7 protein-coding genes are annotated in these 16235 nt (G+C 42.9%); all 7 read right to left on the bottom strand.

Annotated elements, in window-relative coordinates; translation table 11 throughout:
• Window positions 1-47: 47 nt before the first annotated feature.
• Window positions 48-1880, bottom strand: a complete 1833-nt coding sequence (locus ACFE6N_RS06535; protein WP_378934936.1) for a six-hairpin glycosidase — start codon at window positions 1878-1880, stop codon at window positions 48-50.
• A gap of 899 nt (window positions 1881-2779) precedes the next feature.
• Window positions 2780-3721 carry a glycoside hydrolase family 43 protein gene (locus ACFE6N_RS06530; protein ID WP_378934934.1) on the bottom strand — a complete coding sequence of 314 codons (942 nt, stop codon included), beginning with the start codon at window positions 3719-3721 and terminating at the stop codon, window positions 2780-2782.
• Between the two features lie 282 nt (window positions 3722-4003).
• Window positions 4004-5404 (bottom strand): glycoside hydrolase family 140 protein, encoded by a 1401-nt coding sequence (locus ACFE6N_RS06525; RefSeq protein WP_378934932.1) that lies wholly within the window; start codon window positions 5402-5404, stop codon window positions 4004-4006.
• A 2-nt stretch (window positions 5405-5406) separates the two neighbouring features.
• On the bottom strand, window positions 5407-8538 hold the full coding sequence (locus ACFE6N_RS06520; RefSeq protein WP_378934930.1) for a DUF6298 domain-containing protein: 3132 nt from the start codon (window positions 8536-8538) through the stop codon (window positions 5407-5409).
• A 235-nt stretch (window positions 8539-8773) separates the two neighbouring features.
• Complete coding sequence (locus ACFE6N_RS06515; RefSeq protein ID WP_378934928.1) at window positions 8774-10435, bottom strand: polysaccharide lyase family 1 protein; 1662 nt, start codon at window positions 10433-10435, stop codon at window positions 8774-8776.
• A gap of 398 nt (window positions 10436-10833) precedes the next feature.
• Entirely contained in the window at window positions 10834-12684 is a 1851-nt protein-coding gene (locus ACFE6N_RS06510) for a RagB/SusD family nutrient uptake outer membrane protein (protein ID WP_378934926.1), read from the bottom strand.
• An 11-nt stretch (window positions 12685-12695) separates the two neighbouring features.
• Entirely contained in the window at window positions 12696-15965 is a 3270-nt protein-coding gene (locus ACFE6N_RS06505) for a SusC/RagA family TonB-linked outer membrane protein (RefSeq protein ID WP_378934924.1), read from the bottom strand.
• Window positions 15966-16235 lie beyond the last annotated feature (270 nt).

Genomic DNA, 16235 nt, shown 5'->3' with positions numbered 1-16235 from the left:
CACTGACGGGAAAACTCCCAACTTCCAACTCCAAACTGTCAACTTCCTCATAATCCCTCCGTTTTTAAATATTTGATCAGATAAACGGCTTCTTTTTTCTCGGCCTCACCTGCGCTCTTTAAATCGTAGGTTTGGTCGGCCGGCGTGTCTATATCCGGGAAACGGCGTACATCACCTGTACGAAACACGATGCGCGAAACATCGGCCACTGGTTGGAAAGCCAGGCTGGTAAGTACATCTTTACCATTAATGGTAATGGTATAAAAACGATTTGCGGTGTTTAGTTTTAGCTTTATATTGTAGGTTTCACCAGCCTTATATTTTAAGAAATTTTTGTAGCGTGCACCAGCTTTTGCGCTTAGTACACCTGCAGTATCAAAAGTTAAACGCACGGTAGCCATGCCTTTATCATCTTGCAGCTCAATTTCCATTAAACCGAAATTATCCTGTTTAGGGGTAACCGAAAAAGAAATGCTTAACTTACCTGAGGCCGGAAACACACGTTCGGCTTTTGCATAATCAAAAGGATCGCTGTCTTTTAGGACTAAATTGCCATCTTCTACCTTTACCGGTGCCCAAAGCGGACTGTAAATATTCCACAAAGCCAAAGCTTTATCGGCAGGCATTTTGCTGAAATCATCGTTTACATGGCTGTTAACCGTTGTGCTTACGGGTACCGGAATACCTGAAACCCAAATGTCTTCTTTATTCATGCTGTAGGTAACCCAAAGCTTCCCGTCTGCAGGTTTTCCGTTACCTTCTTCAATACCCCGAACGTATTGCGGACCATACGATTTATAATTTCCTCCATAACGCATGGGCGAGATTTCACCATTTACCAAGGAAAGGTCAGTATAATCCAAACCATTCTTACTGGTGGAGATGGCCAGTGGCCAGCGGTATTCGGATGGATTATAAACGGTTGCAAAATGTCCATCACTGGTTTTTTGGCCCCAGATTTTGGCATTGCTGTTTACAAAACCAGGCGCACGGAATGCACTTTCAGGCCAGCTTTTACCATTGTCTGTACTAATGGCAGTTAAGGCGTTCTTCCATAGGCCCACTACGCGGCCATCGGGTAAATGATAGTAGCTGAAGGCTTTGTATTGTTTTTGCAAAGTAATTAAGGGGTCTTTCCGGTCGGCTTCTTCGTTCCATTGCTGGGTCATTAATTTATTCGCCAACAGCTCGTTACAGGCTTCAATAAAAGCCTTGCTTTTGCTTTTGGTGTAGTATGGATATCTGGTGTTCTTTTCAGAATAACCTGGATTGTAATGGATGAAATAAATCGGTCCGTATGTACCATCTGCATGTATTTCGCGTACAGCCCGGCCGATGCCATGTCCGTCATTAGGATCATCCCTGGCATCGAAACTGATGGCGTAAAAGCCGAGCACCAGGAAAACATTTTTGCTCGAAACATAAAAACCCATTCTTTGGTGCATTACCGCATCCAGATCTTTGGCTACATCTGTACGGCCTTCTTTTGTGGTACCATCCGGAATCCGGTAAACGGGAAAAATAACATCAGGCTTGGTCCAGGCGTAGCCATCTTTCGACGATTGTAGCAGCGTTTGTCCTGGCGGGATGCTCTCGCCTACTTTATCGCTCAAATATTCTACATAAAAGCGGCTGTTCCAATAAGCCAGCATGGGTGCGTGGTTATAGGTCCAGCCAAAGTTTTCTGCCAGCTCTGGGTGCTCTCGGTTTGCACGGAAGGTTTGGATGTTGTGTACACCCACTACCGGTGTTAACTGCCCGTGGTGGTAATCGGCATTAACCAGTGTTTTGCCAGTATAGCGCACGGTATCCTGTGCCTGCACGGTGGATAGTGCCAATGCAAGTAGGATAGCTAAACCAAATATCTGTTGTACTTTCATTTTAATTATGTTCTAGGTCATTGCGAGTTTCCGATTTTCATCGGAACGAAGCAATCTTTTCTTGTTCAATAGATTGCTTCACGCCTCCGCTCTTTCCCTTACTTCAGTTCGCAATGACGAATTATTTATTAATCAATACCTCTTCAATCACTTTCTTTTTCGCCCAGGTATCTGACGCATTTTCATTTAAATTTATGTTCTACGTCATTGCGAGTTTCCGATTTTTCATCGGAACGAAGCAATCTTTTCTTGCTTAATAGATTGCGTCACTCATCCGCTCCTTCCCTTACTTTAGTTCGCAATGACGAATTATTTATTAATTAATAACTCTTCAATCACTTTCTTTTTCGCCCAGGTATCTGACGCATTTTCATTTAAATTTATGTTCCACGTCATTGCGAGTTTCCGATTTTTCATAGGAACGAAGCAATCTTTTCTTGCTTAATAGATTGCGTCACGCATCCGCTCCTTCCCTTACTTCAGTTCGCAATGACGAATTATTTATTAATCAATAACTCTTCAATCACTTTCTTTTTCGCCCAGGTATCTGATGCATTTTCATTTAATTTATGTTCTACGTCATTGCGAGTTTCCGATTTTTCATCGGAACGAAGCAATCTTTCTTGCTCAATAGATTGCTTCACGCGCCCGCTCCTTGCCTTACTTCAGTTCGCAATGACGAATTATTTATTAATCAATAACTCTTCAATCACTTTCTTTTTCGCCCAGGTATCTGATGCATTTTCATTTAAATTTATGTTCTACGTCATTGCGAGTTTCCGATTTTTCATCGGAACGAAGCAATCTTTCTTGCTTAATAGATTGCTTCACGCGCCCGCTCCTTGCCTTACTTCAGTTCGCAATGACGAATTTCTATTTCTTTTAAACCTCGCAGGTTTTTAAAACCTGCGAGGTTTATTCAATAAATCTCTAATCAATTTCTTCTTCACTTTTAAAATAGTACCGTGTTTATGTCCATCGGGTACTGAAATTTCGCTGGTTATATCTTTAAAGGTTTTAAAATCAGTTGTTTTCATGGCTGAATAGTTTTTTTGTCCGTAAGCGTCGAAAAAAATCAGCCAGTCCTTTCCCGTTTTTACCAATGTCGGGCCTTCGGTTAGTTTAGGGCTAAAAGCCTCAGATACATTCGTATAGGGGCCTAAGGCCGAGGATCCAAAAGCAACTTTTAAATTGCGGTTAGGCCGGGTATTGTCTTTCAGAACCAGGACATAATCTTTTGCTTTGCGTTTAACAATCACAGCGTCGATCACGCTAAAGCCGGGATCGAGAAATAACCTGGGCTGAGAAAAGCTTTTGAAATCTTTGGTCGTAACCAAGTACATGCGGTGGTTATTTTCCTCCTCTTCTATCCCTTTGGCAAACCGGAACGGTATGGTCGATGCCCAGATGATGACATATTCTTTATTCTCTTCATCGTAAAAAAGCTCCGGCGCCCAAACGTTCACGGTTTCAGGTTCGTTCGCCATTACCGGAATAAATTGCTGTTTACCCCAGTGGATAAGATCTTTGGAGCTGGCATAGCCAAAACCTTTATCGCCTTTCCAGCTGCATGTCCAAACGAGGTGAAAAGTACCATCAGGGCCTTGTACCATGGATGGATCACGCAGTACTTTTTGAGTTCCGACTGTTGGTTTTAAAAAGACTTTGTTGAAATCGGTCCAGTGATACGCATCGTAACTGTACAGCAAGCGCAAGCCTTCTGTTGCCGGTTCATGGAACGAGGTAAACAAATAAGCCTGTTTACTGCAGGAAGTTAACCCGCAAAGTGCCAGGCCTAAAATGGCTAACCGTAAGGAGGATATGAACTTTAATTTTAACACTTTATTTGTTTATCGTGGTGCCAGACATTGCTATCTGGTACTTTTATTTGTTTCTTTTTCTGCATCAGATGGTAACATCTGACGCCACGTTTACTTTCTTTGTTTATCGTGGTGCTGGATATTGCTATCCGGTACTTTTATTTATTTCTTTTTCGGCATCAGATGGTAACATCTGACGCCACGTTATAGGATCGTCATTTCGACTGAAGCGCAGCGGAACGGAGAAATCTGTTGAGAAGATCAAAAGATTTCTCCACTATGGTCGTAATGACGATTTTTCTATTATATTTTATCTAAAACCAACACCCAGTCGTTGCCGTTGGCAGCTTCGCCGGGAGGGTTAAACTCATGGATGCCTTTGTTCTCCAACTCACCAATTGGGCTGGTTTTTCCGGTGCGAGGGTCAAACCATGAAGCTTTTACATCATCGCCATCAATTTTACCCATTTGCACCTTAAAATTTCTCCCTGTGTAGGTATAACACATGGCGAAATCTTCGCCCCTTGTTGCCAATACGCGGTCATATTTTTCACCGTCGCGACCTGCGATTAACGTTTGGTCGGGTACGCGGTCGAAATAACTGCGCGAAAGCAGCAGCGTTTTTAAATACCGCATTTGGGTAGCTCCCTGTGCATTTAAAGCTGTAATCCATTGCTCTTTCGGGCCATAAGCCGGTTTTTTATCGGTAAACTTATACATCTGCATTACCGAATTGTGGCCGTATGTATAACCAAAAGCGCCCGCAAAAACCGACCAGTAACCATATCTTCTCACATCTGCAGCTGTCCAGCGTGGCTGTAAGGTATCGTGTAATCCTTGAGGAATACCCTCATAGGAGGGTTCGCCATCAATCGTTGGTTTAACGGGTTTTAACCGGTAATCGGCTTCGATGTATTTCCAGTTGTCTTCGCCATAGTGCAATTTTTCGTTCTTAGAAGTATCCTGGTCGTAACGGCGGTGGCCGGATTGTACCATATCAAAATCGCACCAGGGCGAGTTATGGAACCATTGCGAAGAAGCTGTTCTGCCACGCGGATGGAAAGTAATTAAATGATTCGGATCATTGGCTCGCAAGGTTTGACCAATGGCATTCCACACTTTTAAGCCATCAGCGCCCTTGATGTCGCCACCATTTAACCAGATGATATTCCATTTCTCACGATATCTTTTGGCTAAAAATTCAGCATATTTTTTAGCTTGTGCCTCCTTCACTTTGCCGGCTTTAACATTAGTTCCCCAAACGGGTACCAATGCCATGTATAGGCCTTTTTCTGCGGCTTTATCTACAATATAATCTACATGGTCCCAGTAATCGTAGGCTACAGAATCTTTCGGATTATTGCCCGGGGTAAGCATGGGTTTGGCTACGTCGCCATGCACTACTGATGAATCTAAATACACATTGCGCGAGGGCACATCGTGCAAAACCATCACCTGGACTACATTAAAGCCCTTCTGTTTTCGATCTTCGAGATAAGTATTGGCTTCTTCGCGGGTCAATCTGCTAAACAGCAACCAACCGGTATCGCCCAGCCAAAAGAAAGGTTTGCCGTCTCCCGTGGTTAAATACCTTCCGTTTTCGGAAACCAGCAAGCTTTTATCGCCAAAATGTGGCCTTTCCTTACAGCCGGATGCCAGCAGGTAAAGCAGGCATAAAAGGAATGTCTGAGATTTAAGCTTCATAACTAAATTTTGTTGATGATGATGAGCTCTTCGCTGCTACCGGTTTTATTGATTCTCGCCACAGCATTTCCGTTTATTTTTTCTTCTTTCAGCACTTTGCCGTTTTTTGGGTTCAATATTTTTACACTGAATTTTCCTGTAGCTTTACTCAGGTCTAAGCTTAATGGCTCGGTCGAAGCATTATAGAGTACATAAGTTTTTCCGGCATTTTCCAAACCATATTGTTTTACATTTTTTCCGGCTGGAAGAAAAGGTTTAGTGCCCGAGATCAGGTTTAAGGTGACTTTATCGATATGATCGGCATTGGAAAGCGAGCCTCCTGCCATTAAAATGGCCCAGCCAAAATTTTCGTAATTATCTCCCGAATAGATGACTGCTTTTTCAGGGAATTTGGTTTTATACTCGGAAACGGCATGATAAACTTCTTCAAAAGAGGTTTTCTTTGGTTTTAACAAGCGCGCATGCTGACGTGGCGCCAGGCTTAAACCTCCTTTAGGTGCATAAGCTGTACCATCTGCCTGATAGTGCCAGTAACGTATATCAATTAAATCAACTACATTGGCACGCTCCGGATCAGCCAAAATTGCGTCCTGAACATCTTTGGTAACGCTCAAGCCAATAACCGGGTGTTTCCCGGTTTCTTTTTCCCATTCTTTAATGGTATCGATCCAGAACTGCACAAAATGCAATGGACCGGTAAACTCGGCACCAATAAGCTGGATGACGCCAGAATTTCCTTCAAAATTCTCAAGGCACTTGCGGATATAGGCTTTATGAATGGCCCTGCGGTGTTCGTTACTGATATCATAGAACTGTTCGGCCATAAAAATCCTTTTATCTCCTGCATAGGGAACCGGCTCAGGAAAACCTGTGCTGTTTATGTTGTTAGCCGTACGCCACGGAAAATCAGCGTAATGTGCACCTGCTTCGATAATGTTGTGCTGAAAATAATTTTCGTGGATGAGTACCAGGCCTTTCTGATCGGCCAGGTTTGCAAAGTTTTTTAAACGGTCCCAATACCAGAGGTTGTATTTGTTGATGTCATATTTACTCAGGCCATCCCAGGCTTTGTCCTGTCCGCTACGGGCAAAAGGTAGTTCGTAAAAAGGTGCCCAAACCTCGCCGTCCATCCGGCGGATGCGTTCGTGGTCATCTCTTCTCCTGTCGTACCAGAGACCATAATTGTGATCGAGGATTTTCACCGAACCATTCTTCATCGAATCAGTGATATCATCCAGGTTATCGGTTAAACCATTGCCTTCACGCCCTGGTACAAAACGCGTAATGTGAAATTTAGTGTTTTTCAATCCATAAGGCCGGGCACTTCCATTCCACCAGGGCACTTCCTGTCTGTCGCCTAATATAATTCCATTTCCGCGGGTAATCCAGCCATTTTTAATGCTCATTACGTCAGCGGTTTGTGTGTTACTCATTTTATGAATCCCCGAAGCGGTTAACAGCTTAGCCTGGCCTTTCTCTGTAGGGATATTATTTCTTTCGGTGGCCGAATCGATATATTCAGATAAAGTTAAAGCCGGTTTGTAGGCCAGTTTGGTCAGTTTTAGTGCTACATCAACCGGTGGACTGCTCGATGCTTCTGTTTCAACTGGAAGTATAAAAGCGCTGGCATCTGTACTATTGCCAACCCTGTCTTTCAATTGTGCATAGTACAAACTGCGTGGCTGAATCTGCTCGTTCGACATATCCCAATAACCATCGCCCGAAAACTGAGCCCAGGTACCGAAAGCCCAGTTTTGAGCAGTTGGAGGTTGATAATTATCTACCCTGGCCGCGCTGCATTGCCAAAAAACACTGTTTGCGGCGCTCCATCCTGCTCCTTGCCCATCCTGACCACGGTTTAAATAACTTAAGGCCTGTCCGTCGATATTCACAATATCGAATAATACGCCCGAAGCCCAGCTATCGTAAGCGCCGCTGAAAGAAAATGGCAGGTATGCCTGGCATTGTACAAAAACATTTGGGCCTGGGGCACAGAAACCGACGGCAAAATCGTGGTAACCATATTCTGAATATAACCTTTGGAAAAGCGTTTGTTGCCCTGTTGTTAAAAAGGTATAACGGCGCTCACCACCAATTTCGGATACAGGTGCCAACGATTTACAATCTTCAACGGTAATTCTTTTGGCGCTGGCCAGTACATTCACAGCAGAACCTGCAAAGTGTTCAAAAACCACCTGGCGTACCCAGGCATCTTCCACATTTTCGAGGCAAATGGCTGTCCAGCGGTGGTATTCGTCTTTAATATTGTCTTTATGGTAATCCGATTCAAGCTTCAGGTTCTCGATTCCCACCTGTGCGATCCGGCCATTCCATTTGTATTTGGTCACTGTTGCACCGCCATATTTAGCATCGAGTGCTGTGGTAATGGGGGCATCGAAAGTAATGGTCGATCCATTAATAGCGATAATTTTGCGATCCCAGAAAATATCCCTGGTACCCGGTTTCCAGCCCAGGGCGCTTTCGCCGCCGCCGAACTCGACAGTTTTCAGGGTTTCGATCCACGCGCTGGTCGATGGCCGCTGAATGGTGATCCGGTCACCCACTTTAAAGCTGCCGGTATTGGCCAGTGTAAGCCGGATGGCATTTACGGGTACATAAATATCTGTAACAGCCACAGCTGCTTCCTGCGTTTTATCATTTTTACCCAAAACCCTGATCACACCCATGCGGTCTAAACCAGTAGCAAAAATTCTAGTACCATCGGCTCCCATACCACTACCCCTGATAATGACGCCGGAAGCCGCAATTTTTAAAGTGCCGGCAACTTCATACGTTCCTTTTTCGAGTAAAACTGCCCCTCGCAAACCATCTTTGCCGGGCTGCATGGCCGAAACCATATCAATCGCCCGCTGGATGTAAGGTGTTGCATCTCCTTTAACCAAAGGAACAATGATTTTAGCTGTTGCTGTCGGAATGGCTTTTTCGCCAGCCATATAACCTGCATAAGAAAAATCGGGAATGCGGTTGCCCTGAGCATCGGCTGTGTAAGCCAATTTTCCGTCGTCACCTTTAAAAACGGGCTTAGGTGGTTCAACTGGCCTGGTTTTCTGGGCAAAGCATGCCGCTCCCATCAAAAACGCGATGACCAGCATCGGTACGGTTTTGAATGGCATTGATTTTAATATTTGGTTAGTTTTGGGCATTTGCGTTTTTTAAAGTATTAATCATTGCGGGGCAATGGAAATTATGGTCATCCGGATTGTAACGCAGTGAAACGGAGATCTCTCCCGGTTCAGATTTAGCTTCGCTGAGCAATTGTGGTTCCCGGCTCCGTTGCACTGCGCCCGAAATGATTGGTAAATTGCGAGGTGAGTGGCGACACTTCCCTTCAGCCTCTACCTTATCCGTTTATCTCAATTCCGGCCTCACTTTATTCACGTCTACCACGCTGTTTAAATATACTTCGATGTTCGAATAACCACTTTTGGTAATTTTAACGGCATCTGAAGCATCTTTAGGATTTAATCCCTGTTTAATCTCATAAGCATCAGGCATGCCATCATCGTCTGAATCTTTGTAAGGTGTACCCTTGTACTCCGGATAGCCGCCCACCTGCGAAATTTCGGTAATAATACCCAGTTTATAAGAATCACCTTTTAACCTGCGGTGTTCAAACTGGAAAGCGGAAGGTTTGGCATCAGGATGTACTTCGATTTTGCCGGTAGCCACCTGCTTTACCACACGGGTATCAACCGGGTCGCGTTTAGGTAAGGTAGCACCCGCATTGGCCAGTACATAATCTTTAGCTTGCAAGGTTGGAATAATGCTGATCTTTGGCATCGGAAAAGGTTTTTTCGCCTTCATGGCCGGGAAGTATTTACCAGCCGTTTCGAATGGCATTAAATTCCCCTTTTTATCTTCTATTTGTACGCCACCAGCCCAGTTATCACGGGTTACTTTCTCATTTCCATCGATAATATTGCCACTTACATATGCCCTGCCGAACACCACGTAAGGCAGTTTACTCCGGCCTGATTCAGGTTTTAAAATGCGGTAGCTGATGGGGTCGCCCAATTCGGTAACCGGACCAGGTTTGTAGTAGTTATTAATGATATTGTATTGTGCAGTATAATCACCACCATCAGTTGAGCGGTTGTTCCAGTTGAAAACCACGTTATTGGCAAAGTTGAAAATACCATTCCAGCCAATGGATGGGTTGCGGGCACCATTATCGGCCCAAAGATTGCGGACAAATGCGCAGTTTTCGCCACCTAAAGTACTGCCAAAAGCGTGGTTCCAGTAATCCAGCGCTTCAGAGAAGATCGAATTCTGGATGGTGATATTCACTGTGCCCAGTTTTTCTTCAATTTTACCAGTGCTGTCGTTATACATGTGGCGGTACATCGACATATTTTCATCTAATCCCCAACTGGCCGAAACGTGGTCGATCATGATGTTGCCTACCGGGTTACCACCAATGGCATCGTCGCGACGACCCACAAACGTTTCTCCTCTTCTAAAACGCATGAAACGCACAATTACGTCGTGGGTATTTAGCCAAACCGATTCGCCGGCCACGCAAACCCCGTCGCCAGGTGCTGTTTGACCAGCAATGGTAATATATGGTGCACGGATGATTAAAGGGGTTTTTAAACGGATAATGCCGGCAACATTAAATACCACAATGCGGGCGCCCCCTTGCTCGCAGGCATCACGTAATGAACCCGGACCGCTATCGTTTAAATTTTTTACAACAATAACCCTTCCGCCGTGGCCACCAAAACTGTATGCCCCACCACCTTCAGCACCCGGGAAAGCCAAAAGTTCTGATTGTGGTAAATCAGTTGGCCGGCCTGCCCATGGAATATAAGGTTTACCTGCTGCAGCTTCCTTCGCGATAACAGGCTTAGCCTTTTCCCAGGCAATATCTGATTGATGGTAAGCTTCTTTAAGCATCGAATCGGATGATTTTTTTACATCATCAGGGATTTTAGGGTACTGTGCGAAAGCATGATTGGTGGAGAGCATTAATGCTGTTGCGAACAACAGATTTAAAAAGTTCTTTTTCATTTGTGTTTTGCCCGTTGAGGAAACTAAAGAAATGTCGCAAATATTTTTAACTTAACCTAAATGCCAGGTTAATTTTTTTAAAAAATTGCGGCTTTATCTTTGCTTATCCTATGATTGTATTTTGGTTAGAAAGTATATAATGTTTCAAATTTGCATGCTGTCTGGCTTTGTTTTCGGTATAATTTTAGCGAGATTTTGTATCATGTTACCAAAAGGTGAAATGAACCTCCAGCCCGTCAAATTACATCCATTCAATCCAGTTACAAGATAGCAATAAAATTCATATATAAATGTAACATTCTTAAGTGAAAAAAGGAAACAAATTAATGTTTCCTTTTTCAAACCAATTATAAAAAAAAGGGCGATGAGCAGACCGCCCCTAAAGAGATTGCGAATGATTATTGAAGTGGATCAAACGGGCCACCCCATGTATTGTTTTGTTGCAAATTAACGTTGTTGTTGATTGCAGCAGTTGGAATACCATAGAAATAATTACCCGACTGGAAATTAATATTTTGATTATCAAGCGCTTTTAGACTTAACGTAAAGTTTGAAGCGTATAGCGCATCTAATGAAGTTGATGCAGAAGCCTCCCTGGTTGAGGCAATATAATCCGTTGCCAGCGTTCCGCTTCTCTTTAGCTGTATGACAAGTGCATTTCTTTTCATTCCATTGAGGGTTGATTCAAGTAGTTTCCTTCTTCTCAGATCAAAAAATCTTTTACCTTCAAATGCAAATTCAACCTGTCTTTCTTTCATAATGGCAGCAACCAGATCGCTACGGGACATGCCAGCGTCTAAGCCGTACAGTCCATCAGCGCCCGCCTCAATTCCTGCTCTCTTTCTAATGGCGATCAAATTAACATATGGTTCATCCGCAATGCCTGATTTATTCAATTCTGCCGCACTTTCTGCCAGATTCAACAGCACTTCTGCATAACGGATTTCAATCCAATCGGTACCGATGAATGTACTTGGCGAAGCTTTGGTTTCATCTACTCCTTTACGTAGATAGAAGCCTGTGTTACTCGCTGCAGTTGCTTCTGTCGTTTTATTGGTGGTACCTGTAGCTGCGCTGTAATAATAATACGTCCATAAGCGTGCGCCATTCATGACATTACCCCAGGTTGCCCCATTATAAGCAATAGTGGCGTAAAATCTTGGGTCTCGGTTTTTATAGAAGGTAGACATGGCATACGGATATTTTGTTGATGCGCCAGGTCCGGTGGACGGCTTGCCATCCAGCATCGGAAAAGCTAGACTCATTTCGTAGCTAGGTGTAAATGAGCCGCTTCCTGAAACAGATCTGGGTCTGGCACTATTATCGAATGAATTATTATTAGCATTGATATCAACAGATGATGTATTGAATCCTGTTACCAATACTGCTTCGGGATTTGCGGGGCCACCGTTCGAAGTTCCCCCTTCGGTTGTCCACATGGTGTAGTCGAATTTAGGATAAAGTCCAAAACCATTCGCAGACAATATGGTTACGGCAGTCTTATTTGCATCGTAGGCTGCCTGCCATCTGGCCACATCGTTATTGGGATTAAACTGCGGGCTGGCATAAGTTAGCAATACCCTACCCATAAAAGCGGCAGCTGCACCTGACGTAATTCTACCATAATCTGCCTGTTTAGGCCATTTTGCTGGTAAATATTTTACACATGAATCCAGATCGCTTTTAATCTGTGCAAATACTTCGCTGGTTTTAGCACGAGGTGTTAGCGCCAGCTGTTTTGCCTCGTCGCCAACGGCGTTAAGCGGCACCAGGATCAAGGGTACCCCACCATATAATTTAACGAGTTCGAAATATCGATATGCTCTCCAGAAATAGGCCTGGGCTGCAAACCGACGTTTCACAGCTAGATCTAGTGTACCTGCGTTCAAATCTCTCAGGAAAGTATTAATTGTCCGGAGTTTTCCGTAAGTGTTATTGTTGGCATTGGCCACCCCTAAATCAGTAACACTTTCTATGGTAGCGGTCCCTAATACAAAAACGTTACTTCCCTGACCTTCTTCAGTCAGGTTATATGTTCCGGCAGAGTGAATGGAACCGCCTGTACTACCAAACCAACCCGGTTGGTTTTGACTATATAAATAATCAACATTTAACTTTACCGTGGTTGAATCATTAAATACCTGCTCTGCGGTAAAATTTCCCAAATCAGATTTTTCCAGAACTTTTTTGCAGTTTGTTAGCGAAATTACGGCTAAACTCAATGCAGTTATAACGAATATCTTTTTCATCTTAATACGTATTAAAAGCCAATATTTAAACCGAACGACCAAGTTTTTAGTGTTGGATAACTATATAAAGCTGTTTGCAGATCTCTGTATTTACCAGGATATGGATTAATAAATTGGATTGGATTGGTAGCTACGGTGAAAACCCTTGCGCTAGACATACCTATTTTATTGGCGATTCTGGTTGGTATGTTATAACTTAAGTTCAAGCTGGTGATGTTAAAACTCGTCGCTTTGACTAACCAGAAATCAGACGTTACTTCAAAATTTGTTCTGAAAAAAGGGTTAGGGTAAGCTGCATCCGTGTTTGTTGGTGTCCAGTGATCTACCCAATAAACAGGTCGGTTGTTGTAAATAGATGCACCTGTTGCAGAGCTGGATTGATTTGCTGGTTTTAAACCATCAATTGACGTCCAACCGCCCCATGAAAGCCCCATAATCACGTTTAAAACCAAACCTTTATATCCAACATTCCAGTTTAGTCCCAGCGCGTTGTGGTTACTCTGCCTGTTTGTAATAAAAGACTGATCTTTTTTATCGGTACTGATTATCCCGTCGCCATTTACATCTTCGTAATTGATCATGCCTGGCTGTAAGGCTTGTCCAAATATTTTTACATTGGCTGCTCCTCCTGCTGCTGCTGCACGTTGTGCTATAATTGCATCAGCTTCGGCCTGGGTCCTGATAATTCCTAGTGACTTGTAACCAAATATCCCTAAATCAGAAGATCTTCCGGTAACATCTTCAACAGTACCCACAATTGCTGCAGATTGATCTACTTTTAACATTTTATTATCCATCCAGGTATAAAATGGACTAAAACTGTAGCTAAAATCTTTACCAATATTGTCTTTCCAGGTTAACGAGAACTCCCAGCCAAAGGTATTGGCATTAGTATAGTTTTCTGTTGGTGTATTTGCGCCAATGGTTGCCGGAACAGATGAACTTAATGTGGTTAAAATATCTGTTCCGTGATTCCAGTAATACTCTCCGGTGAATGATAAGCGATTTTTCAGGAAAGCCATATCTACACCATATGATGTTTTAAACTCTTTGTTCCAGGTTACGTCGGCATTTGGAATCGCCAGATTTGGTTTAATGGCAATTGTCCGGTTATCGTTTCCATTAAACACGGCCCCTCCAGAACTACCGGTGCCCAGATTGTAGTTGGCTAAATATTGATAAGCTTTTGTATTATCAACACCAGATAAACCAAATGAGGCCCTGAATTTTAACAGGTCTAACCATTTCAGGTTATTTGCAATAAAGGACTCTTTTGAGGCTACCCAACCAACCGACGCGGCAGGGAAATTACCCCAGTTTTTGCCCGGTGCAAACCTTGAGCTTCCATCTCTTCTGAAGATCGCCTGAAAAAGGTATTTCTGATCGTAATCATAATTGAACCGGGAGATAATCGATTGAAAGCCAAAAGTACTTACTGTTGCGGATTGGTTTGAATTTGACGTACCAACAGCGAAAGATTGATAATCTAAAGCACCTGCCACTAAGCCTGTTGCCTCTGCATTAACACCTTCACTGTTTTGTTCCCGTTGCTCAAATAAAGCCAGCGCGGAGATATTATGCTTTCCAAATGACCGGTTGTAATTAAAACCTCCGTTTATCTGATAGCTATCTGCAAACACCGGTGTTAAACGAACTTTGTCCCCGTTCAATACATTGAATGTACCGGTTAAATTTCCTCCAGGAATATGGTTGTTGGCACCTAAACCGGCATATTTATAATAAACAAATGAGGTACCGAATTGCTTGTTGTTGGCTGCATTTAGATTTTTATTAAATGTTGCAGTGGCTGTCAATCCTTTAATGCCGGGAATTTCATAAGTAACTTTAGCCAGGATATTTGTTGATGTATTGGTACCACCAGTATAGTTATTTGAGTTCTGGATCTGGAAAAAGTTGATGTTATCGTTACCACCAGTATTGCTTCCTCCAATAACTACAGGATTACCATTAATAAAATATTCTTGCCATGGCTGAACATTCTGTAGCGATGCAGCATCATTATCCAGATTTTCTGAAGTGCTGGTTAGTTTATACCAGTAACTTCTGGAATAGCCAACATTTGCGTTTAACGATAATGAAGTAACCAAACCTTTGGCAGGTTTTGCATCAACTGACGCTCTCAAGCCATATTTGTGTGAATTAATTCCTTTAAAGTTACTGTTCTGATTAACGAAGTCGCCGCCAATAAAATAGGTTACTTTATCTGTACCGCCACTAATATTTGCTGCTGTTCTCCAAACATAAGCTGGTTTAAAAGCATCGCCAAAGTAATCGTGACTATTGCTGGCAAAATATTCTAATTCATCCGGGGTATACCAGGCAGCAGTTCTTGAGCTTGCCGGAACACCAGCGGTTACCAGATAGCCATCAGCGTTAATGTATTTATCTACCGGTACACCTGGTACGGTTTGGATATATGCTGATGCATTGGTGTAATCGTTAGAAAATGTACCCAATTGCAAAGAATTCATCATTTTAGGCATAATCGTCGCAGTAGAAACGCCCAGTGAATTGCTGATATTAAATTTAGGCGCGCCGATTTTTCCTTTTTTGGTTCTGATCATCACTACACCGTTAGCACCTTGAATACCAAAAATGGCTGCTTCTGCATCTTTTAATACGGTTACGCTTTCTACCTCGTTTATGTCAAGGTTGTCGAAATCTGCTTGTGTTCTGATGATATCATCAATCACAAATAAAGGATTGGTTCCTTGTCCGCCATCTTTAGCAAATACCACTGGATTACGGATCGTGATCGTGGTGCCCTGTCCTGGTCTTTGTGCGCCACCGGAAACACTTAAACCAGGCGTAGTACCCTTTAATGCTGATGTAATGTTCAAAGCCGGAATATCCTCAACAGCCTTTAGGTTAGGAGTAGAAACGGATCCCGTTAGCGAGGTTTTCTTTTGGGTACCATAACCTACTACAACCACATCGTCTAAACCCTTATTATCTGAAACAAGCTTTACGTTGATATTGTTCTGGCTGCCTACAGTAATCAGTTGTCTGACGTAACCGATATAGGAAAACACCAATACATCTGTATTGTTTCTCACCTGGATGGTATAAACGCCATCTGCATTGGTGCTGACATTGCTTGGCATACCTTTAATGCTGACATTAACCCCTGGTATACCGCTCCCATCTGATTGATCAATAACCTTACCGGTAACCTTTCGCTCCTGGGCAAAAAGTATTGTACTTGCCACCAGCATCAGTAGCAAAGGCAAAGAAATTTTGCGTAAAAATTTTAAGTTCATATTGTTATTTGGTTAGTTTTGAAGTTATTTAAATGGTTGCATTGCTCCACTTAACGTTCAGCTATTTTAATCAGGCTGTTGCTAAAATGCCGCTATTAAAAGCTTAAAAAGGTTCTTTATTTATGATTTTAAAAAAAAATAGGTTAATCGGCGTTTATCGGAAATCATGCGACAAAACATAGCGTAATCTGGCTCATGTATAGTTAATCTGTGTGAATGTTTTGGTTAGAAAGTAGTAATTCAAACTGCAATTAAAGTATCGATATTCCA

The sequence above is a fragment of the Pedobacter sp. BG31 genome (assembly GCF_042464845.1).
Lineage (GTDB): Bacteria > Bacteroidota > Bacteroidia > Sphingobacteriales > Sphingobacteriaceae > Pedobacter > Pedobacter suwonensis.
This window is presented reverse-complemented; position numbering and strand designations above follow the sequence as displayed.